Origin of the sequence: Candidatus Jettenia sp. AMX1, from assembly GCF_030263775.1 — a bacterium.
Classification (GTDB): domain Bacteria; phylum Planctomycetota; class Brocadiia; order Brocadiales; family Brocadiaceae; genus Jettenia; species Jettenia caeni.
The window spans coordinates 1-23,153 of record NZ_SZPP01000053.1 but is presented as its reverse complement, the minus strand read 5'-3'; the positions used below and the strand labels follow the sequence as shown (position 1 = coordinate 23,153).

The following is a 23,153-nucleotide window of genomic DNA, read 5'->3' as shown; positions in this document are numbered from 1 at the left end:
TCAGAGGTCGAAGTAAGAGCATCTTGAACTTGGAAACCGGAGAGTAGTAGGAAGAGATTTTTTCATCAGAAGATTTCTTGAAGAGGGAACGAGAAAGGGGCACATGAGGATTTTCTTCAAGGATGAAGTTCAGGAAAGAGAAGTCAAAGAATGCGAGGATGGCCAGGGGGTAATGTTTTGGAGTTGTTTGGGAGAACGGAAGAACTGTCTGAACCATTCATTGATTGTCTTATCAGATTTCAAATCAGACAGAGAATTATACATTGGTTTGTGAACGTCTCTGGTAAAGAGCATAGGGAAAGGTCTCCTTAAGATTTTATAGGAAAAAATACTGAAGGTATTGTACAGGATGTAAGGAGGATTTTAAAAAGAAAAATAGCTGAAATATGGCTATTTGCAATGCTTTTCAAGCCTTGCAATACACTCTACATAAGTATAGGAGTTTAAATAACTAAAAAGTAGTATTGAAACAATTGAGGTAATCAAAACTGTACTCGAATAACAAGTAGCATCCGGCCCATATTACTTACAATTCCTCTTGCAATTTTAAATTCTGCACAAAATCGAATACATGGCATTTTCAGGTTTGACATTTACTTTTGGAAAAATTTTGATAGGCTTATGAAATGAGGCTTGAAGGTTTTTAAGCTTTTTTCGGATTAAGCCCGATAATAAAATTCATTACACGAACAATTATGAAAAATGACAGTACGAAGATAAATCAAATTTTGAATCAAGCCCTGGATTCTGCAGGCAAAGGGATAATGATACAAGATGTAAACCGGAAGGTGGTGTTCTTTAATCATGCCTGTGAAGAAATTACCCGATGGTCAAAAGAGAAGATTGTTGGGAAGGATTGCGGGGATATTTTTCAGTGCCATACTTCTACCGGTATGTGTTTGACAGAGAAATTTTGTCCTGGTGTAGATATTTTTCAGGGCAAATTTTCTAAAACTTCCAGAGAACTCATGATTACAAGGGGTGACGGTAGTGAATCATGGATAGAGGCAAACGCATCGGCTATTAGAGATGCAGAAGGAAGGGTAACGCATATCGTTACTATTATGGAAGATATTCGCGAAAGAAAAAATTTTGCAGATGAGATTCTCAAGTCAAAGACCTTATCCACCCTCGGTACGTTTGCTGCAGAATTGGCGCATGAGATTAAAAACCCTTTAAATGCCATGAATATTCAAATGTTAGTGCTCGAACGTGAAATACAGGATACCCACAAGCTAAGCAGTAAGTCGAAAAAAGAATTCCTTGAAATAGTTTCGATAGTTCAGAAAGAAGTCATCCGTTTAAGCGGATTTGTTGAGGAGTGTTTGCAATTTTCCAGAACAGGAGAACTGAACAAAAGCCTTGTCAATATAGGCGAGATGCTGAATGAGATTACTTCTTTACTTTTGCCTCAGGCTCAATTAAATGGTATTTATGTGGAATTAGATGTTATGCATGCGCTGCCGAAAGTAAAGGTGGATAAGGATAAGATGAAGCAGGCGATTCTGAACATTCTGATTAACGGTATCGAAGCAATGCCGGATGGGGGAGAAATGCGGGTGGGTGTGCATTATAGCCATGACGGAATATTGATTTCTTGTCAGGATACAGGTCCTGGAATTCCTGATGAGATTCAGGATAAAATATTTAACTTATTTTATACTACGAAAAACGGAGGTACCGGAATAGGTCTTTCCTTTGCCCAAAATATTGTCCAGGCCCATGGAGGAACGATACGATTGGAGCAAACCCCGAAAGGGAGTAAATTTATTATTGCGATTCCGGTTAACGAAAATAATTATTGAGTCTTAATTTTACAGGTAACCATAAAATTTTTGTGACAAAACCAAACCTGTTGTTGGTAGACGATGATAAGAATACCCTTGATGGATTAGTGAAGATATTGATGCATGACGGATATACGGTTTCCGGCGCCGTATCCGGTTATGACGCCCTAAATCTTCTCTCCAGGAAGAATTTCGATATTATCGTAACCGATATGAAGTTGCCGGGAATGGGTGGGATATCGCTGATTCATGAGATACGGAAAAGGGAAGAATCGGCGGCGATTGTGGTTATTACCGCATATAGTTCGGTAAAAACGGCCGTGGAAGCTATAAAATGCGGGGCAGATGACTACCTGACAAAGCCAATAAATATAGAAGAGTTAAAGGTGGTATTGGAAAAGTTATGGGAAAAGCAGCAATTGATTGCCCAAAATCGTATATTGAAGGAGAAGTTGAAAGACAGGTATAAATTTTCTGAACTCGTTGGCAGCACCTCTCAGATGCAACAGATATTTCATATGATAGAAGATGTCGCCCCCAGTACAGCTTCAATCCTGATTTTAGGTGAAACAGGAACCGGAAAAGAGCTTGTAGCCAATGCCATCCATTATCAGAGCGACAGGTCTGCCAGGCCTTTTATCGCCTTGCATTGTGCTGCACTATCGGAAGGGGTACTGGAAAGCGAGCTGTTTGGACATGAAAAAGGGGCGTTTACCGGCGCTATTCAGACCAGAAAAGGCCGGTTTGAAATGGCGGATGGCGGCACACTCTTTCTTGATGAGGTGGGCGAGATGAGTTTGAAGGTACAGGTAAAACTGCTTCGGGTTCTGGAGAAAGGTGAGTTTGAGCGTGTTGGCGGTGAAAAAACCTTAAAGGTGGATGTTCGTTTTATTGCAGCAACCAATCGGCACCTGGAACGAGAAGTTTCTGAGGGAAGGTTTCGGGAAGACCTGTTTTATCGCTTGAATGTTATTACCATCAATTTACCGCCATTAAGAGAGAGAAGGGATGATATTCCTATTCTCTCTAATTTTTTCGTTATTAAATATACGAAAAAGTATAAAAAGGAGATTAAGGGTTTTACCCCCGAGGCGATGGATGCGTTATGCGCTTATCACTGGCCGGGGAATGTTAGAGAGTTGGAAAATGTCATTGAACGGGCCATTGTACTTTGTAAAAAAAATACGCTCTCTGTTGATCATTTACCAGGAAATGTTATTCCAAATAAGGACGATATATCAGTAATCAAGATTCCGCTGGGTATTTCATTAAAAGAGGCTGAAAAAGAGATTATCCAAAAGACACTCCTGATGGCACAGGGAAGCAAAAAAGAGGCTGCAAAAATACTCGGGATATCACATAGAAAAATTGAGTATAAAGTAAAAGAGTGGGGTTAATAACGAAATTTTTTCAAGCTTTTTTGTGTTTCACACCGTATTCCCGCAAATTTTTCGCTAAAAAGCATCTTTTTGCTCAGTAACTTCCTGACACACACCCCTGATAAAAAATATAACCATTCCTAACACACAACACACATAGCACTTATAACAAAGAATATAATTATCTGAGGTTTATTGGTATGCAAGTTGTTTATTACAATGAGCAACTTACATGAATTTATTTTGATGATTGTAATGCTCTTTCATCAAGTAGTTGTGTAGGTTGTAAATAATAAAAATTACGTGTAATGGATAAAATTTCTATACTTTTTAAGAGGAGGACCAACAGATGAGTTCAGTTATGGCAAATGCATACTTGAAGATGTTTCCTATGGAGGGAGAGAAGAAGATATCGGCGGGTAAGCGTAATCCGGTTTTGGACATTCCCGAATTTAACAGGGCATGGAACCTTCATAGAGAAACCAGTTTAGATATAATGAAACGTTACGAGTATATGTCTCAGTGTTTAAATTTTACCGATAAAGATACAGAGGCTATTAAGGAATCGAAAGAGATTTTAGCGCCGCATCTTGAGGCGATTCTGGATCACATCTATTGGGAAAAGCTTATAAATGATCCTTGGTTATCGAGGTGGTTCAGAGACGAGACGGGCAAGATTGCTAAGGAGTACGTTACTATCAGAAGGGCGAGGCAGAGAAGGTTCCTGCTTAAGATATTAGAGTGTAAATGGGATGAAGAATTTTGGAATTTCGTTCGTTGGGTTGGCGCTGTACATGTACCTGTCTTTGGTTTTGAAGACCTTTACATACCCATGAGGCTGAACCTTGCTCTGTGGGGTTATATACACCAGTACTTGTTTAATTTCCTTGCCGAGCAACTGAAGGATGATCCTGAAAAGTTGCGCAGGATTACTACCGCCTGGACGAAGCTCTTCTGGATGATTATCGATGTTTACCATATCGATTATTTTGCAGCATGGATGTAATTATCTATCATTCAGGTAGAGTTCTTTGAGAATGTATAATCACCCCTTTTCCTGTCAACAAAGGATAAAGGGGTGATCTTCAAAATAATCCTGGGTAATCATGGAGATATAGGTTTGAAAAGAAGGCGAATATGGAATTTCAAGGCAGAAGATTATCAGGAAGTGCGATTTTAAAAAGTAGATCTTAGCCATTCACTTTTGGTTTAAGTGGGTGTGAAGGTTGTGTTTTAAGAAGGAGGTAGTTGGAATGGGGACAAATATCATTCAGTTTGAGGGTAATTGTATTAAGTGTGTAATGTGTATTGAAGAGGCAAAGAAGGTTTTTGATTACTCAGAAGAGACAGGACCTTTGGTAAGGCATGGTGTAGATATTGCTTCTCATGGTGAAGATGTAAAGAGGGCTGTTCTTGTTTGCCCTACACAAAGAATAAAATACCATCCGTGATCCAAGTCGCACATGGTTTACGTATTCGTTGGAGATATTTTCTATGAAAGGATTATAAGAAAACAAATCCTGTGCGGCGATGGAGAGAAAAAGGAAATTCGAAAGGTAATGGATTTGTGTAATGAGACAGGGAATAAAGATAATGCTAAATTTTTCTAAACAATTTCTCTTATGACAAAGCCAAGATTATTGCTGGTAGATGATGACAAAACTACGCTTGATGGCTTGGTAAGGATTTTAACTCGTGATGAATATCCTGTTTCCGGCGTCCTTTCTGGCTCCGATGCATTAAGCCTTTTATCCAGGAAAAGTTTTGACATCATTATAACAGATCTGAATATGCCGGGGATGAATGGATTAGCCCTGATCAATGAAGTAAAAAAAAGGCATGCATCTATGATAATCGTGGTTATCACCGCATGCAGTTCTCTTAAAGCAGTTGAGGATATTCTAAAAACTGCATCCTGTGATTATTATTTGATAAAGCCTGTCGATATCAAGGAGTTAAAGGTGGTATTAAAGGATTTGTGGGAGGGGAGACAAGTGATTACCTGAAACCGGATATTAAAAAGAAATTAGGCGGTGATTTTGTATTTTGTTTAACTTGTTTAGAGAAAGGGGAAGGCGATGGGTATTGTAAAGCTAATAGGGTGGTGGACGGTTGGAGTATTCTTGAGTATTACAACCTGTGTAACAATATCGAACGTGCTTGGCGAAGAGGTAAAACAAACTGCGGCTTGGAGTCTTAGCCCGGAAGAACAGGAACTGATCAGTGTAACGAATGGGGATATTTTGGGTGAACGTGATAAGAATGGTGTTTGGGATTTTCACCTGTATACTACAGACGGTTATATAGAAATGGCTAATGGTGAACTAGTATGGGTCTTCGGATATACCCATGCTAAGGGTAGTTTTAAAGATGTAGGAGAAGTGACTACGAAAGAGCAAGTAGAACAGCTCTTAGAGCCTGTTAAAGTACCGAGTGACCCTATACACCTTTTTGTTGGTGAAAAGGCAAGGATTACCTTGCATAATACGGGTATGCATTGTGCGGATCCGAATTCAGGGATTAATCATGTAGCGCATACGATTCATTTTCATGGTTTGGATTTAACCCCTTCGGTTGACGGTGTACCCTCTTTACCAGTAGACCCAGTGCTGGAACATAAATCATTTACTTATGAATTAACGCCGCAGTATGAAGGCTCTTTTATGGGGCACTGCCATGTAGATAGTTTTAACCATATCCTTGCCGGGATGTATTTCCCTATTATTATTCATCAGGATAGGACGAAAACGGCTTACGGGTATAAGTATGACAGGGACTATACGTTGTTTTTCAGTGAGCTGTCTGCTACTGCAAATGAGCAATTACAGGAGGCAGGTGTTGTTCATGGTTTGCAGGACTGGAAGGCTGATTATTTCTTGATCAATGGGAGGACTTTTACCGATAATCTGTACCATCCTTGTTCCGTAATAAATGATCCGCGTTCAAGGATTGTAGCGTATGAGGATGAAACGGTTCTCTTACGTTTTATGGCTATCGGGGCTGATCATGTTTTTGCAATCCATCCGCATGGATACCATATGGAGGTAGTTGCGCTGGATGGAAGGAAATTAAAAAGTAGCTATGAGAAAGATACCCTTTGTATCACAAGTGGTGAGAGGATTGATGTGCTGGTAAAGATACCTCACTTCGCGAGTCAAAGGAAATGCTTGTCATGCAATTTAGGCGCAGGGGTAACAATTATGCATGATCATAACTTGCGTGGGATGGTATCGACCGGCAAGTATCCTTTAGGCGCACTGACTATCTTTGATGTGAGAAGCAAAGAGAAGGTCGCGAAGCCGGATGTTCCTTTAACAGAAGGAAAACCGTATAATCCTTTAGAACATTAAGGTAAATTTTATACTTCCATCTTCTGCAAATCTGATTTGGGATTCTCATATAATACAGTAAATTACGTCTGATAGTTTTCCTGATTTAAAATGAACTATTTTTTGGGGTAATTATGAAAGTATTCATAATTACCCCATATTTTTTTAGTTGATATAAAATTACCGCATGTTAAACTTATTTAGCTATACTACAGTATAAATTTTCAAATAGTGTGTGGAAGAAAAGTATCTTAACCCATAATAAATTCAGCTAAATGCGGGCGTTTAAATTTCATACTTTATTTAGGAATATTCGTTGATGAAAAAATGTAAGATTGTTGTTTTTCTTATCATGATGGGTTTTTATGCCACGGCGAATGGAGATACACTAACTTTAAAGAATATTAGTAAAGGTATTGATCTTAAAGTGATAGGTGTTGCGGATGAATGTATAAAAGCGATAATCTTGAAAAATGACGTAAAATCCTTAAGTATGCAATTTTCAGATACGAAAAATTATTCCGATGTGATCTTTTTGGATATTTCAAATGTGGCAATAGAATGTAAAGTTAAAGAGGTTACTAACGATTCTATACAAGTATTGATCCCTACCACATTAATTTCCGCACTCCAGATGTCTTTTCAATCCCAAGATAAACAGATCGATACGGCGCTTGCCGAAATTGAACATAAGCCAAAAATCGTAATGGACCAGATTGCCGAAGAAAAGAAATCAGAACAAATCACAGAAGGAAAGAAAGCAGAATTTCCTATAAGCGATAGTCTTGAAGAGAAGGCAATCGCTGATGAGATAAGGATGGATCAAGATAAAGTGGGTGCAGAAAAGCATTACAGGCTAAAAACAAAAAAGACAAAAAAAGAAAATCCGGCAGAAGAAGATAACTTATCAGAAATTGAGACCAAAAGTGTATTACTAGATAGCGAAATATCAGACTCGAATAGAGATGAAAAGCTGTCACAAGAAGGTGGTAAGACTTCTGGGTTGGAAGAAGAATTAAGCGAGGGTTTGACAGATAATGAAATGGATAAAGGATTGGAGAAACCAGAGGAAGAACATCTGTTAAAGGGAGATTCCATTCCGTCAACAGTACGTTTCGGCAGTGTTGAAGGGAAGATATTGCATGGCGCAAAGCCGCTTCCGGATTGTCAGGTAAAATTACAAATATTAGAAAAGATTGGTTTGTTAACAAAGGGGTACCGTCCGGTAGAAGGATCTGTGGAGTTTGAGACTGTTACGGATAAAGATGGAGTATATCATTTTATGAATATACCTCCCGGGTTGTATAAGGTGTATTGGAAACCTCTTTCTGATACTGATTGGGTAAGGCGATTTAAGATGGAGCCGGATGTAATTGTGGAGCCAGGCAAGTTAACGAACCCTAAAACCATTGAAACATTGAGAAGAACATTAAACTAAAAAAAATTTTTACTTAGTATTTAGTGTATCTGAATAATTCTGTAATCTTAAATTTGAAACTATTATTTCAACCATGAAATCTCGTATTAATGAATTAAAGTTTGATAAATATTTTTAATATCAGGGTGTATTTAAAATAAGAACTTAATAGTTAATAACTTACGTAGATTTTTTTAATTTTTTTACTTTTTAAATAAAAAGGTATGGATATTGTTAATTCTAGAAACCGTTAAAAGACTGTAAAATAAATTTTACTTGAAAGATTATAGTGGATTTCTTTAGGGGCTGAGATTCTGATTGACAAATTTACTATACAATTATAGGATAAATGTTTTATTTTACACACATAAACGCTTATTATTTTTAGATTAATTTAGGATTTTAAAATCCATAGTAACTTTTGAAAGGTTGATGGAGGTTATAATGGTAAAAAGTTTGCGACTGATGATTATCGGTGGTCTGATGTTTAGTACAATGGGTGGTATGTTAGGGATAAACCATGCTACTATGGCGGCAGAGAAAGCGCCGGCTTACCAGGAGGTTGAGGTAACTGATGGTGGAGTAATTGTTGGCACTGTTAAGTTTGATGGTGATATTCCAGCAGCAAAAGCGTTAAAAGTAGACAAGGATGAGCAGACGTGTGGTCATGATAATAAGCAATCGGAGGAGTTGGTTATTAATGGAGAATCAAAAGGCATTAAAAATGTTGTTGTTTCCTTAGTTGATATTGCTGCTGGAAAAAAGGCAGAGGTAACGACAGCCGTGTTGGATCAGAAGGAGTGTTTATTTATTCCTCATGTACTTGCGGTATCTGTCGGAAGTAGTGTCGATTTGCTCAACAGCGATAATGTAATGCATAATCTTCATTCCTGGTCTATTAAGAATCCTGGTTTCAACGAGGGTGTATCGGGCGGCGGGAAAATGACGAAAAAATTCGATATTCCGGAAATGGTAAAGATAACGTGTGATGTGCACAAATGGATGAGTGCTTTTATTGTAGTAAAGGCTAATCCATATTTTGCCGTTACTGATGAAAATGGAAGTTTTAAAATCGAGAATATCCCCGCTGGATCTTACAAAATTGAGGCGTGGCAGGAGAAACTTGGAAAAAAGACCAGTGATGTTGCTGTAAAATCGAAAGAAGAAGCTGTGGTAGATTTTGCTTTTACAAAGAAATAACAGTGATCAATAGGTTATGGTTTGTGTAAATTACTTGTTTAAAAAGGCGCACTGATAATGAATAAATTTAAGATATTACTGCAGTTTACAAGAAGAAGTTTTTTTGCTGTTGTTTTGTTGTTTCTTACATTGTTTTTTTCATCCATCTCATCTCTTGATGCATTTACACCAGATGTTTTTGCGCAAACGGTGAAAGAGGGTGAGAGTGCTGCGTCAGGTGTCGAATTACCGCAATTTGAAGCGGGAAGTCAGCCGTCAGCTCCTCTCCAAGTACCTGAAGGGGAAGCTGCGGCGGGAGCTGGAACAACAACTGCTGCGGAGGAAGAAGAAGTAGGTCCTGTTCAATACCGTCCATTTTTTGGAATAGATTCCCGCGTGGTGGTCTGGGTTGTATCGGAATTGCATCTTATGTTCGCGGCATTTGTGCTTGGCGTCCCTATTTTTGCGGTTATTGTTGAAATTGTCGGTTTTAAAGGTGGCGATGTTAAGTATGATAAGATGGCAAAAGAGTTTACCAAGCTATTGTCTGCGGCATTTGCTACAACTGCATCATTGGGTGGTTTGCTTGGATTCTGCTTGTTTGGTTTATATCCGGAATTCATGGGTCATATGACAAATGTCTTTGCACCGACTATGTATGTCTATGCATTGATGTTTTTTGGTGAGGCGTTTACGCTCTATGGCTACTATTACTCATGGGAGATCCTTAAAGGCACTGCTGCAAAGAAATGGTTCCATATAACATTAGGTGTTTTGTTGAATCTTTTTGGCACAGGACTGATGTTTTTAACAAACTCATGGGCAACCTACATGATGAGCCCTGCTGGTATTGTCCCGTCTACGGGCAAACTAGTGAGTTTATATCATGCTATATATAATCCGCTCTGGATGCCGGTAAACATTCATCGGTTAATTGCTAATGTCTGTTTTGGCGGCTTTGTGGTTGGGGCATATGCGGCAGTAAAATTCCTTGGTGCAAAGACGGAAGAAGAAAGAGCCCACTATGATTGGATGGGTTATGTGGGAAACTTTATAGGGGTTGGGGCGCTTATTCCTCTTCCGTTTGCTGGTTATTGGTTAGGAAGGGAAGTCTATAGTTCTAGTCCGGTAATGGGTAATATTATGATGGGTGGTGCTTTCTCATGGACATTTATTATCCAGGCCATCTTGATTGGTATGCTCTTTATTGGTGCAAATTATTATTTATGGCTTGGAATGGGAAGAATTAAAGGCTCGGAGCGATATACCAAGTTTATTAAATATCTCATATTTGTTATCTTTATGTGTTTTGCTGTGTGGTTAACCCCTCACAATCTTCCTTTGAGTGGTGAAGAAAGGGCTATGATCGGTGAACAGTATCATCCATTCTCTAAATACTTTGGGGTCATGGCAGCAAAAAATGCTGTTGTTAACCTGATCATTCTCGCGACTTTTTTTTCATTCCTGATCTATCGTCGAAGCAACAAGGGAGAGATTATCCCGTTTTCCGAACAGGGAAAGGCTGGTAAGATTGGGATATTCTCGGCATTGATTTTCTGTTTATTGATGTTGGTCTCCTATGCGATTTCACTCAATTTTGTTGAGCTGGAGGCTAATATAAAAGTCTTTGTGAAGCCGTTGATAGGTGCGCTTTATATCCAGTCTTTCTTTGTGTGTCTGGCTGCTTTCCTGACTTTTAAGAACAAAGGAAAGTTAGGGCAGGCTATATTATTTGCCGTGACAGCATGTATTGCAGTGCTCTACTTCTGGTATTATGGTTTCCAGGTTATGCAGAAAGCAAACCTGGTATTGCGATACTTATCGGTAACGCAGGTTGCCATTGTGATGAGTTGCTTGATCATGAATGCTATTACAGACGTCTTTATTTTCCGCAAAGCGAAACTTGTGGGAGGTATTGTATGGGGAAAAATGCCGGTCAGATCTCAATATGCCCTGATACTTTTGTGTGTGGTTATTGTTATTCTGATGGGTTTAATGGGTTTCATACGTTCAGGTTTGCGGATGGATTGGCATATTTACGGTGTTTTACAAGATACATCGCAATGGGCGTACACTCCGACTCTGGCATATATGGGAAGAATTGTCGGTTTGATCGTAGCTCTATTCCTGGGTTTGGTTGCTTTCGTGTTCTGGTTGGCTAATTTGGGAGATAAAAAAGAGAAGGAAAAAGTGAAGGATTATGAGTATGAGAGTAAGCCAGAAGGAATAGCGGCTGGATATACCGATACTCATTAAACTGTATGGTGGATTATGGCTGCAATCGAGTGCAATGTAAACGTTGTGAATTAAGAACGTAGAAGATTTATCTGGTAAAATCTTAAGATGTTAAAATGAAGGCATAGAGAACTTATGAATAAAAGCATGTTAAAAATTACGGCTTTTGGAGTAGCGGTTATAGGGTTTTATATTTATATCACGATATATGTGGCCGGACTTTCTGGTACAGGGGGAGGGGAGTCCGCAGGCGGTGTCAGCCCTGAGGCAGGAGAAAAGATATTTTGGGGGGATGGACAATGTAGTACGTGTCATAAGATAGGAACAAGCGGAAGCGCTACGAGAGGGCCTGATCAGGATGGCCTGGCATCGAGGGCAGAAGAACGCGCAAAGGAATTGGGAATGGCTTCTGGATTGGATTATCTTATAGAATCCATTGTTGACCCGGAAAAGTATATTGTAAAGGGTTATGATAAAATTATGCCCAAGGTATTCGATCCGCCTATTATGCTCTCACGCGAGAAAATACTTGCGGTAATTGCATATCTTCAAACTTTAGGCGGGGAGGCAGACATCGGTGCTCTTATGAAGTATAAGGATAAAATACCTGAAGCATCAAAAAAGAAGGTAAAGCCATGGGTGCCTCCGATGGTTGTCGATGCGAAAGAAGGGGAAAAGGTATTTTTCGATGAAACACGTCCTGTTACCTGCGGAAAGTGCCACGTTGTGAATGGAAAAGGGAAGAAGGTCGGACCTGAGCTTACCGGTATAGGTGCAATTCAAACACCGGAGTATTTTTTAGAGTCCATTTTAACGCCTAGCGCGAAGATTGTAAAGGGGTACGAGACTATGTACGTGATAACAACCGATGGAATTCCCTATAATGGATTAATAAAAAGTGAGACGGATACGGAGCTTGTATTATTGAAGGAAGAAAGTGGCGAGATCGAAGAAGTAGTAATCCCGAAGGGTGATATTGAGGAAATGAAAAAACAGGAGGTTTCGATCATGCCAGGAAACATCAGTGAATTGTTGAGCGTTAAGGATTTTTACGGGGTTGTATCCTATTTACAGAGTCTAAAATAGATCAAAGACGTTGTCGTATATGCGAAGGAATAATAGTTAGGAGTATTATGAATGGCTAAAAAACGTAGTGCATTTTTGATGATATGGGTAATCCTGGCTGTCATCTGTTTGTTCATGTTTCTCAAATATGCTTCACCAAAAGTCTTTCAGATTTTGATGGCAAAAAGTCATCCAATGCCCACGCCAAGTACCTTGATGATGTGGTATATGATAATGGGTGTTTTGGCCGGACTGGTGTACGCAACTACCAGTAATCAGAAGTTTGCTGATTTTTTAAGTTTTCTCCTGCCAAGTCGTGGGCCGATAATAAAATCGTTGCTGCAGAAATTATTGTTTGTTTCATTTCCGGTTCTTGTAGGTTGGTTTGTGTATTCCTGGTCAATTCCCGGCGCTGCCTCTCCTGTAGAATTAAGGATCCAGCATCCGACATTGCCTCAGGAATTTGAAAAACTTGAAAATCCATTTCGGCAAAAGGATGCTGATACTCAGAGGAAAAGTATCGAAGAAGGAAAAATACTTTTTCAGACATATTGCCGTCCCTGTCATGGTTCAAAAGCTGACGGTAACGGTCCGTTTGCTAATTCGTTTCGGCTGAGGCCTATTAATTTCCAGGATCCGGGAACCATTGCAACCGTAGTAGATAATTATCTTTTCTGGCGTATTAAAGAAGGCGCTCCTGGTCTTCCTTCGGAATCTACACCGTGGGACTCTGCGATGCCTTCGTGGAAAGATGATTTAAAGGATGATGAAATTTGGATGATTATTATGGGTGAATACGATACCGCAGGCGTTATGCCTCGGCAAAGAGAAAAGCTTGAGTAAAGCGAGTTTGGTTAAATTAATTTAATCTAAACAGTAATGAGAGCATTATTTAAAAACAGTAAGGGAAGAAGAGCAAATAAATACTATGATAAAAGCATGTAAAAAAGTATTAGTTGGTTTTGGGTTAATTGGAATATGCACAATTGTCTTTGGGACTGCTTCAGATGTATTTGCTCAGGCATCGCATTTGTTTAGAACGTATAAACACGAAGTACCTCCCAAATTACCTGAGACGCCAGATGCTACCGCTGAAGGAAAAAAGATTTATGAAAAAAGATGCTGGTATTGCCATGGGATTGAGGGTAAAGGCGATGGGCCTGCCGCTAAAACAATGTTTCCAAAACCAAGGAATTTTACCAGGAATGAGTACAAGGTTCGCTCCACCGCTTTTGGTTCGGTTCCAACTGATGAAGATTTATTTCGAATTATTACAAGCGGTATAGAAGGAACTGCTATGCCCTTTTGGTATACTATTAGTGAGACAGAGCGCTGGCAAGTTCTTTATTACATTAAGACATTTAATGATCAGTTTAGAAAAAGTGATGCAATCAAAACGGTATCTGTTGGAAGTGTTGCATCAACGCCTGAAAGTGTAGCGAGAGGGCAAGAGTTGTTTAAAGAGATGAGGTGTTTTGAATGCCATGGAGAAGATGGGAGAGGGAACGGACCATTAACTGTTGCTTTGCAATCGGAATGGAATTTACCCTATCGGGCCAGGGATTTAACCAAGGGGTGGCTCTTCAAAGGTGGTAATACAATAGAAGATATTTATCGTACGGTCTCAACCGGCTTCAATGAAACTCCCATGGGCTCTTATTTAGAAAAACTTGCTGATGAAGATCGTTGGCATGTTGCCCATTATGTGAAAAGTATAGCAAAAGACATGGTTTCGGACGTAGTAATTAAAGCAAAATTAGTAGAAGATGATCAGTTACCAGTTGATGCTTCAGACAATTATTGGGACAAGGCAACCCCAGTTGAGATTCCATTAGCTGGACAAATTATTGCAACTCCCCGGTTATGGACACCCTCAATCGATGCAATTAACGTTAGGGCGATGTATAACAAGGATGAAATCATGTTTTTGCTTGAATGGGATGATGCTACGAATAAGCAGGAGGATGTTTTTCGTGATGGGGTTTCTGTGCAATTTCCAACGAAAATCCCTGAATCATTAAAGAAACCCTATTTTGCAATGGGGGATTCCAGTGGGGCAGTGAATTTGTGGTCATGGAAGGCGTACTGGCATGAGGGTTTTGGCGCTATTATTGAGGCCCCGGAAACAGAATCTGGAGAAGTAAGCGAGTTAAATGCCAAGAGTTTTAAAAATGTAACAACTCAGCCACCTGAGAGTCAAAATGTAAGTGGAAAAGGTGTTTATCAGAATGGAAGATGGAAGGTTGTCTTGAAAAGGTCTCTTAAAACAGATGATGTAAAGGGGGATATTCAATTTGAGACTGGCAAATTGATTCCTGTGGCATTAGCGGCGTGGGATGGTTCTAATAGTGATACCGGTGCTCAAAAATCCGTCTCAGCATGGTATTATGTTTTGCTGGAAAAACCTGTACCGAGGACCATTTTTGTTTATGTATTAGTTGCTATCATCATGGGAGCAAGTGTTGAACTCTGGTTTATTGCTAGGTTACGTAGGTTTCCACCAAAACTAGAAGAAAATGAATAAATTGAAATGAAGATGAATTCTAAAGTTAAGAATCACTCAGAGATAATATTTCTTGTTAAGGAGTTTGTATGAGAATAAGATCAATGGTCTGCTTACCCCGGAGAACAATGCTGGCTTCCCTTGCTATGGTTGGCCTGTCATTGATGGCATTTCTAAGTAATTCTTTTGGACAAGAGCGAAAAATAGATCAGATCTATTTAGATTTAGACAAAAAATACCGGATTCCAGAGCAATGGACGGTTCTTCCCTTTGAGCTTGAAGACCCTTATAAGAGGATTAAAAATGGGCCGCCACTGGTAAATGTTGTGAATAAGGCTAAGGTGGAATGGATATCCCGGTGGATTGCTAATCCAAAAAAAGTAGTACCAAATGCAAAAATGCCGGATCTTGGTTTAAACTTTGAGGAAATTAAGGCTGTTATTGTTTATTTGAGTAGTATTGCAGATAAAGAGGTTCCACAGGTGGCCTGGGATGCATTTTTGCTGAAAAAGGATGACGAACTTTCAGATGACGAATATGATAAGATGGACAAGATTTATAATAGTGGAAAAGGTGTGTGGGGCCGTGCTCGGTGTACGATTTGTCATCCTATTAAAAGTGTTGGCGGCAATGTGGGTGTAGGACCAGATTTAGGTGAGATTACAACAAAGATAAACAGAAATTGGTTGTATGACTGGCTGAAAAACACGAAGAGTCATTTCCCGGATACTATGATGGCGCAATTCCGATTTTCTGATAGCGAGATAAGAGATATTGTTGAATTTATTATGCGTGATACCCAGTTTATGCCTGAAGAAGCAGATGAAGAAGAGACTACAGAGGCGAAACCAGAACAGCAGGAGATTCAGGTGTTAACGGAAAAGGAGTTTAGTAGCATAAGAAAAGATAATGCGCTGGCTGAAAAAGGAAGGGATATAGTTGAAAAAGCCAGATGTTTTGTTTGTCATGATGTAAAAGGTATCCCGGAATTGATGCCGGTTGTGGAAAAGAAACGGGATAATTTGGCAGGCTTTGAAAAACTTCTCTATGAAATACGTTGTTTGGCTTGCCACAGGATACAGGAAAAGGGCGGAACGTATGCCCCTAATTTAACGTTCGTTGGTAATAAGATTAAAATGGGGTGGGAACAAGAATTTTTACAAGCGCCGGATATTATACGCCCTTTAAGTCAGCAAATGCCAAAGTTTAACTTAATCGAAGAAGATGCGAAAGTTGCTACTGAATTTATGGATAAGTATTTACTTAATAAAGAGCTTCCACAGGATGTTTTTAAGGGTGAGGCGCCTTCTCCGGAAATAGTTTCCATGGGTGAAAAATTATTTTATGATAAGGGTTGTAATACCTGTCATGCTGAAGGAACTAAAGGAGGTGGGGTGGTTGGTCCAAACCTTGCTACTGTTGGAGATCGATTACAACCAGCGTATATATTAAGTCACATAAAAAATCCGCAGCAAGCAAATCCACAAGCTTTAGAACCGAACTTTAATTTATCTGAAGATGAATTAAAGGCTATGGTAGGTTTTTTAGTGGACCACGTGAAGAAGAAAGAGGAAGGTAAATAATGGGATATTTTTCATTTGGTAAAAAGATTATGATTTTACCGGTATTTGTTGTAAGTGTGGTGATTAGTGCATATAACATTGCAAATGGTTTGGATGTTTCACCGCGAGACCAGGTGTTTTTGCTTTCACCAAAAAAAACCTTTGAATATTATTGTTCGCCCTGTCATGGAACGAAAGGGAAAGGTGATGGGACATTTTTTACCATAGATTTAAAACCTAAACCGAGAAATTTAACAGATCTCGATTATATGAGCAAAAGGACAGATGACCAACTTATAAAGTCTATTACGGATGGATCTAAATCTGTCGATAAATCAAATCTTTGTCCTCCCTGGGGCCATACTTTAACTGAAAAAAGGATTAAGGAATTGGTGGCTTATATACGAAGTCTCTCTACGCAAACAACGGAGAAACCCGTTGTTGCTGCAAAGGAACAGATTGTTGAAGAAGCAAAAGATACTATTTTTAAGACATCGGTTCGATGGGCATTTGTGGGCGTGGTCACTATTGCATTAGCTATAGGGGCTATTAGTGAGTTGAAAAAACTCAAGAGTGAAACAGTATAATTTTTAAAACTCAAAGAAACATTTTTATGTATAAGAAAATATTTATTGCAATTGATAATTCATGTCATTCAAATTTTTGTATCGATTTGGGAATTGACCTTTCGAGAAAACTTCATTCTCATTTAATCGGATGTCATGTCTATGATGCTTCTCTGCATCAAAAGCGATTCCGCGATATGGAGAAGGGTTTACCACAGCAATATCAAGACGAAAAAGTTCTTCACCGGCAAAGAGAGCTTCATACTTCGTTGATTAATATGGGGCTGAAGTTGATTTCTGAATCGTATCTTGATGTATTTAAAAATAAGTGCCTCAAAGCTTCGGTGACTCATGAAGAACTCTTGCTGGAAGGCAAAAATTACTATGAGATTAGTAAAGAGGTACAGAAAGGTTGTTATGATTTACTTATTCTGGGGGCTCTGGGTTTAGCAGCAGTAGATACTAGCGTAGTTGGTAGTGTTTGTGAACGTGTTATCAGGCGTGCCAAAACAGATATTCTTGTGGTGAAAAATAAACGTTTGGAAGGAAAGGTTGTAGTTGCGGTTGATGGTAGCCCCGCATCTTTTTCTGGTGTTAAAGCCGCACTCACGTTTGCTCAAATGTTCGATCTCACTATTGATGCCGTATCTGTTTTTGATCCGCATTATCATCGTGTTGCTTTTGAGAGTATTGCAAAGGTGCTTTCAAAAGAGGCAGGCCAAATTTTCAGATTTAAGGAACAGGAAACGCTCCATGAAGAGATTATCGACAAGGGATTAGCAAAAATATATCAGAATCATCTGGATCAGGCAAAATGTATAGCAGAAGGTCGTGGCGTGAAGATCAATACAATACTTATGGATGGTAAGCCGTATGATCAGATAATAAAGTATATCCATAATGAAAAGCCCTCACTGTTAATTTTAGGACGTACTGGTATCCACAATACGAATGGCTTGGATATTGGTGGTACTACTGAAAATCTGTTAAGGTTGGCGCCATGTAATATATTACTTATAGGTGAGAATGCAGGGGTAAAATCAGAAAACGCAATGAATTTTTCAGATAGTAGGATTGTGCCTGAGAAAGAGAATGTTTTTGCTATGAGTTCCTATAATCTACCAATGGAAGAAAATGGTGAGTTAAAATCGATTGACAGAGATCAGGAGCTTTGTACAGAATCTGTTGGAAAGGGGCATAAATTAGTAATTTGGACAGATGAGGCTCAAGAGCAAACAGAACGTATCCCTCCCTTTATCAGAGGAGTTGTCAGAAAGAAAATTGAGGAATTTGCGCAGGAGAAGGGATATTGTGAAATAACTGTGGAGGTTGTCAATAAGGCGAAAGCCGGGCTTATGGGCGACAGTATGTTACATAAGACTTAGTAAGATACTACCTGGTGTAAAATGAACCAGTTTTAATTCAGGAAGTGTTGATTTTTTTGGATATAAATATAGCTATCAGCTAACCATCGTTTATATCTACCTCGAGATGTGTGCGTTATTATGTCCTCATTGGTTTCCAATCCACTAGTTGATATGGAAGTTAATACTAAACATCAAGATGAACTATCACCAAATAGATATAGCAAAATTAGAAAAGATTGTGAATCTCTTGTTCGTTTCAATTTCTTAATCTATATTTCAGTTATGCATTATTTATTTCAGTAAGAGGTGGTTTTATTATGGAATTTTTTAAATAGCAAGAATAGTTAATATGTTTATACTGAAATAACATAGTAAAGGTGCTTTACTTAAGGATGTGTTGGTTTTAGGAAATGGAACATATTTTGCTGCATTAATGAATTTTGTCTAAACCTGTAAAAATTTTTGATTTATCAAAATTTAATTACAGTAGTGGGAAGGAGGAAAGTGGAATTAATGTGATTTCTTTTCGTAACGTACTCAATAAGAGAAATGAAGATATAAATCTATTTAAAAATAGTTGAAAATGAAGTTTTTAGAGGAGGAGAGGGAAATGATGAAAGGTTATAGGATGTTAAAGAGATATGGTTTAACCCTCCTAAGCTGTGCTTTGCTTAGCGCTACGGTATACGCAGCTGAGGAAACAGCGCCAGGGGTTAAAGGGATGAGCGAAGAAGAATTTACTCCTGCAAAGGATGTTTTGACCGTAAAGTATGTGCCGGTGGAAAAACCGTATCATATGGATGTTGAATCGCTAAGAGGTTCGTTCAAAGAAGCTTCGGGAGTTAATATTGGGTTGCAAATACAAGATAAGGCATTTCCAAATGGTGGAGGTTCTATAAATAGCGCAGAGGTAAAGGCAATTCATGATGGGATGATGATTTACTTTCAAATTACGTGGAGCGATCCAACAAAGAATGCAAGGGCGATTGCTGCTCAGGAATTCAGAGACGCCGTTGCTTTGATGTTTCCTTTGGGCGCTGTAGAAATAACACCGGCAGAACATTTTAGTCCGAGGATGGGAGATAGAGAGAAACCGACAAATCTTTGGCACTGGAAATCGGACTGGGATGCTGATTTACTTGTGAAGGGTGAATTAGAGGATGTTGAGGCGCAATATCCGAATATGCATGATGATTTTAATACTAATCCATACAGTGTATATTACCACAGGGACTTAATAACCAGTGTTGCAGTTTTGTCCGGTGGTAGGGCAGCACACAATTTGCTCTCTCAGCCTGGAAGGGGAAGATCCGTAGAGGATTTGAATGCAGAAGGCTTTGGTACCCTTACCACTCAGGACCATCAGGATGTAAATGGATGTAGTAAATACGAAGATGGTGTATGGACTGTAATTATGTATCGTCCGTTGATAACAGAAGATCCTCATGATGTGCAATTTGTTCCTGGTGGAAAAACCTTTTTTAACATGGCTGTATGGAATGGTGCGGAAAAGGATAGGAACGGACAAAAAAACATATCTACTCAATGGCATCCTGCAACGCTGGAAAAGGTTGCTTGGCAATAGTTTACTCTGTGGAAAATAAAGTTAAGGAGGATTAAAAAAATGACACTAGTACATAACTGGCATCTAGGGAGACGTATGGAGTATCCCTATTTTGAATCCAGACCAAAAAAGCAGTTTGCAGCAATATTTAACATCAATAGGTGTATTGCCTGTCAGACTTGTACCATGGCTTGTAAGAGCGCATGGACGTATAATAAGGGACAGGAATACATGTGGTGGAACAATGTGGAAACGAAGCCATACGGTGGATACCCCCAATCATGGGATGTTAAGACGTTAAAGCTCATCGATAACGGTGAAAATACCTGGTATACCGATGAGAAAGATGAGAAATTATCCCCGTACGGTGTGTATGAAGGTGATACTATTTTTGAGGCATCTGCAAAGAAGAACCTGAATCAATGGGCGGTAGGGTATATTCCTGAGGATAAAGAATGGAGAGCGCCCAATTTTGGTGAAGATGTAGCAAAGAGTAATAATAAGCCAGATGAATACTCTTCATTGCCGGAGCATAGCCGATGGTTTTTCTATATTCAGAGGCTTTGTAATCATTGTACGTATCCTGGCTGCTTAGCTGCCTGTCCGAGAAAGGCAATTTATAAAAGAAAAGAGGACGGAATCGTTCTCATTGACCAAAAAAGGTGCAGGGGATACCGAAAGTGTGTTGAGCAGTGTCCCTATAAGAAACCGATGTATAGAGGTTTGACCAGGGTAAGCGAAAAATGTATTGCCTGTTATCCTAGGATTGAGGGGAAAGACCCCTTAACGAAGGGACGTCCTATGGAAACCCGGTGTATGTCTGCCTGTGTAGGGCAAATTCGGTTACAGGGATTTTTAGATGATAATCCGAAAAACCCAGTAACTTGGCTAATCAGACATCATAAGGTAGCACTACCGTTGTATCCGCAGTTTGGAACGGAACCGAATATCTATTACATACCACCGAGATGGGCGCCAAGATCATATTTAAGGCAGATGTTTGGTCCTGGTGTAGACGAAGCAGTTGAGAAATTTATGGTACCCTCAAGAGAGTTATTGGCAGTTATGTCTTTATTCAGGATGACACAAACAATTGTATTTGAATACAAGATTGAGGAAGGCCCTAAGGTATTTGAGACGGTAATTCATGGGAAGAAATTTGAGATGTTCAACGATACTGTTATTGGCTTTGGTGAGGATGGTCAGGAGATTGTGAGAACAACGGTAGAAGAACCTCTGTATATTAGAGACCCAAAGCATTACAATTCAATTTAGGATTGAGGTTTATTATGGAAGTAAAAAGTAGTAATCTTTTGGATCAACATGTTCCACCTGGTGTAGAGAATATGCTGACGCGTAGTATTATGTATCATATTCTTTCTGCGTGTTATCTCTATCCAATAGAAAAGAATCTTTCGATTTTTAAGAGTTCTGATTTTGAAGAATACAAAAAAAACCTGGAGCTCTGTTATAAGGAAATTGACGATGTGAGTGAGTTGCGCAGATGTTTGGATGCAGTACATCAGTTGCATGATAATACCCCTATTGCAACCTTGCAGAAGGTATATCAGCGCATTGTTGGTCATACGATATCGAAAGAGTGTCCATTGTATGAAACCCAATATGGTTCTGCGCACATATATCAACAAACGCATGAACTAGCAGATATTCAGGGTTTTTATACTGCCTTTGGATTGGAAATATCTGATGTAGAGAAAGAACGAGGCGATCATGTTAGTGTAGAACTGGAATTCATGCATTTTTTGTTGTATAAGCAAGCTTATGCGCAAGAAAATGATGGAGAAGAAAAGGCGCAAATATGCGTAGATGCACAAAAGAAGTTTCTCAAGGAACATATTGGGAAATGGGTGCCGCTTTTTGCGATTTTGTTTGGCAGAAGGGCAGAAGAAGGTTTTTATCATGCATTAGCTGTATTAACAAAAGAGTTTATGAGATTAGAGATGAAGTTGATGAATGTGAAAACTGAGATGTTTAAAGAATCTGATCTAAATCAAGACATGGTAGCTGGCGCTCCGGATGAGTGTTTATCCTGTGCTTCTTCAGAAGATAGTAATTTAGATTAAATGGAGTTTGTATTGTATGAAAATTGAATTTGATCCAAATTTAATCGAAGAAGCGATTTTCCGGGAATTAAAGGTAAAAGAGGAAAAAGGTGATTATACTCTTACGAATGAATATCACGCTCTTACTGACCCTGTCTACGAGAATTTTCCTTTGGATGAAAGGCCGGCGCAATTTAAAAAGATTGAGTGGGATTTTTTTAAGAAACTTGGCTTTTTTAACTTGATTAAAGAATCTTTCGATGAGTTTCCCGATCTTGAAGGAAAAGTTATCGGTGGGGTGATAACAAAGGCAAAAAATCCTTTTGATGAAGGCTCTAGTCTTATGAAAGGGCCAGGTGAAGGAACTGAGCAAAAACGGATTATTATAAAATTGTTAATTGACCGCTTTCAGGAAATTGCATATCTAAAAAAATTGATTCGTCATGAATTAATGCATGTTTCCGATATGCTCAGCGAATCTTTTGATTATAAGGATGAACGTCTCGGTTGTAATCCTATGGAAGAGAGTATTATTACGGAAAGATATAGTATCTTTTGGGATATCTTTGTAGATAGCAGGTTGATAAGAAAAGAGAAGGAAACCATTTCAGATAAAGAAGGACGATATGCAGAGTTTGAATCACTGTATAAAAAGATTCCAACAGAAATAAAAGCTGCAATTTTTAATGTTCTCTGGCAAGACGAATGCTTAACACATAATAAGATATTAGAGTTGGCGAAAGATGTAAATAAGGTGATCAAGATTTCAGAAGGATTGCCAATAAAGCACGTTCAAAAAATGAAAAAAACACTCTTGCCTGGAGCACAATGTCCTTTGTGTCAATTTCGTACCTATAATTGGGTTGAAAATCTCAATCATGATTCTTATATCATAGATAATATTAAGAGAGATTTCCCTGATTGGGAGCCTGACGATGGTGTTTGCGAGAGATGTATAGAGGTGTATAAGGTACGGAGTTCCGTTTGTTAATTATAGGGCTTTAATAGTTAAAATTTTTATATAAATGTTTTTATTTGAGAAAGGAGTAGGAAGTATGAAACTTACGAGGAGGACTTTCCTACAGGTGACAGGCGCAACGGGTGCGACCTTTACCCTTGCCAATAAGGCAATGGCGT

The 23,153-nt window shown here is 38.9% G+C and carries 21 protein-coding genes; 20 read left to right on the top strand and 1 reads right to left on the bottom strand.

What is annotated here, in order from left to right; all coding sequences use genetic code 11:
- Nucleotides 1–217, bottom strand: a 217-nt coding sequence (locus FBQ94_RS14680) for a hypothetical protein (RefSeq protein WP_502872697.1), incomplete at its 3' end; no start/stop codon positions are given.
- A 478-nt stretch (nt 218–695) separates the two neighbouring features.
- Here FBQ94_RS14680 and FBQ94_RS14675 point away from each other — a divergent pair.
- From FBQ94_RS14675 to FBQ94_RS17560, 20 genes are all read left to right on the top strand, one after another.
- Entirely contained in the window at nt 696–1,805 is a 1,110-nt protein-coding gene (locus FBQ94_RS14675; protein ID WP_007220260.1) for a two-component system sensor histidine kinase NtrB, read from the top strand.
- 32 nt (nt 1,806–1,837) lie between these two features.
- Nucleotides 1,838–3,184 carry a sigma-54-dependent transcriptional regulator gene (locus FBQ94_RS14670; protein ID WP_007220259.1) on the top strand — a complete coding sequence of 449 codons (1,347 nt, stop codon included), beginning with the start codon at nt 1,838–1,840 and terminating at the stop codon, nt 3,182–3,184.
- Between the two features lie 331 nt (nt 3,185–3,515).
- Entirely contained in the window at nt 3,516–4,172 is a 657-nt protein-coding gene (locus tag FBQ94_RS14665) for a protoglobin family protein (protein WP_007220258.1), read from the top strand.
- Nucleotides 4,173–4,419: 247 nt separating this feature from the next.
- Nucleotides 4,420–4,617 carry a 4Fe-4S domain-containing protein gene (locus tag FBQ94_RS14660; RefSeq protein ID WP_007220257.1) on the top strand — a complete coding sequence of 66 codons (198 nt, stop codon included), beginning with the start codon at nt 4,420–4,422 and terminating at the stop codon, nt 4,615–4,617.
- 171 nt (nt 4,618–4,788) lie between these two features.
- Nucleotides 4,789–5,172, top strand: a complete 384-nt coding sequence (locus FBQ94_RS14655; RefSeq protein ID WP_007220255.1) for a response regulator — start codon at nt 4,789–4,791, stop codon at nt 5,170–5,172.
- A gap of 72 nt (nt 5,173–5,244) precedes the next feature.
- Nucleotides 5,245–6,516, top strand: a complete 1,272-nt coding sequence (locus FBQ94_RS14650) for a multicopper oxidase domain-containing protein (RefSeq protein ID WP_007220254.1) — start codon at nt 5,245–5,247, stop codon at nt 6,514–6,516.
- A 298-nt stretch (nt 6,517–6,814) separates the two neighbouring features.
- Complete coding sequence (locus FBQ94_RS14645; RefSeq protein ID WP_007220253.1) at nt 6,815–7,933, top strand: carboxypeptidase-like regulatory domain-containing protein; 1,119 nt, start codon at nt 6,815–6,817, stop codon at nt 7,931–7,933.
- A 423-nt stretch (nt 7,934–8,356) separates the two neighbouring features.
- Nucleotides 8,357–9,112: a carboxypeptidase regulatory-like domain-containing protein gene (locus FBQ94_RS14640; protein ID WP_007220252.1), complete on the top strand. Its 756-nt coding sequence runs from the start codon at nt 8,357–8,359 to the stop codon at nt 9,110–9,112.
- A gap of 57 nt (nt 9,113–9,169) precedes the next feature.
- Nucleotides 9,170–11,347: a cytochrome ubiquinol oxidase subunit I gene (locus FBQ94_RS14635; protein ID WP_007220251.1), complete on the top strand. Its 2,178-nt coding sequence runs from the start codon at nt 9,170–9,172 to the stop codon at nt 11,345–11,347.
- 114 nt (nt 11,348–11,461) lie between these two features.
- The gene (locus FBQ94_RS14630) at nt 11,462–12,412 is read left to right on the top strand and encodes a c-type cytochrome (protein WP_007220250.1); all 951 of its coding nucleotides are present in this window, start codon (nt 11,462–11,464) and stop codon (nt 12,410–12,412) included.
- A gap of 51 nt (nt 12,413–12,463) precedes the next feature.
- Nucleotides 12,464–13,234: a c-type cytochrome gene (locus tag FBQ94_RS14625; protein WP_007220249.1), complete on the top strand. Its 771-nt coding sequence runs from the start codon at nt 12,464–12,466 to the stop codon at nt 13,232–13,234.
- A gap of 85 nt (nt 13,235–13,319) precedes the next feature.
- On the top strand, nt 13,320–14,915 hold the full coding sequence (locus tag FBQ94_RS14620; protein WP_007220248.1) for an ethylbenzene dehydrogenase-related protein: 1,596 nt from the start codon (nt 13,320–13,322) through the stop codon (nt 14,913–14,915).
- 68 nt (nt 14,916–14,983) lie between these two features.
- On the top strand, nt 14,984–16,477 hold the full coding sequence (locus tag FBQ94_RS14615; RefSeq protein WP_083849136.1) for a c-type cytochrome: 1,494 nt from the start codon (nt 14,984–14,986) through the stop codon (nt 16,475–16,477).
- Entirely contained in the window at nt 16,477–17,043 is a 567-nt protein-coding gene (locus FBQ94_RS14610) for a c-type cytochrome (RefSeq protein ID WP_007220246.1), read from the top strand. Before FBQ94_RS14615 ends, FBQ94_RS14610 begins: the two co-directional genes overlap by 1 nt.
- 26 nt (nt 17,044–17,069) lie before the next feature.
- Nucleotides 17,070–18,407 carry a universal stress protein gene (locus FBQ94_RS14605; RefSeq protein WP_007220245.1) on the top strand — a complete coding sequence of 446 codons (1,338 nt, stop codon included), beginning with the start codon at nt 17,070–17,072 and terminating at the stop codon, nt 18,405–18,407.
- 592 nt (nt 18,408–18,999) lie between these two features.
- Nucleotides 19,000–19,974 (top strand): ethylbenzene dehydrogenase-related protein, encoded by a 975-nt coding sequence (locus FBQ94_RS14600; RefSeq protein ID WP_007220244.1) that lies wholly within the window; start codon nt 19,000–19,002, stop codon nt 19,972–19,974.
- A 39-nt stretch (nt 19,975–20,013) separates the two neighbouring features.
- Entirely contained in the window at nt 20,014–21,228 is a 1,215-nt protein-coding gene (locus tag FBQ94_RS14595) for a 4Fe-4S dicluster domain-containing protein (protein WP_040543162.1), read from the top strand.
- A gap of 14 nt (nt 21,229–21,242) precedes the next feature.
- The gene (locus tag FBQ94_RS14590; protein ID WP_007220242.1) at nt 21,243–22,037 is read left to right on the top strand and encodes a TorD/DmsD family molecular chaperone; all 795 of its coding nucleotides are present in this window, start codon (nt 21,243–21,245) and stop codon (nt 22,035–22,037) included.
- Nucleotides 22,038–22,053: 16 nt separating this feature from the next.
- Nucleotides 22,054–23,007, top strand: coding sequence for a hypothetical protein (locus FBQ94_RS14585; protein ID WP_007220241.1), 954 nt, complete (start codon nt 22,054–22,056; stop codon nt 23,005–23,007).
- A 34-nt stretch (nt 23,008–23,041) separates the two neighbouring features.
- Nucleotides 23,042–23,153: twin-arginine translocation signal domain-containing protein (locus FBQ94_RS17560; RefSeq protein WP_352246880.1), on the top strand; the 112-nt coding region annotated here is incomplete at its 3' end.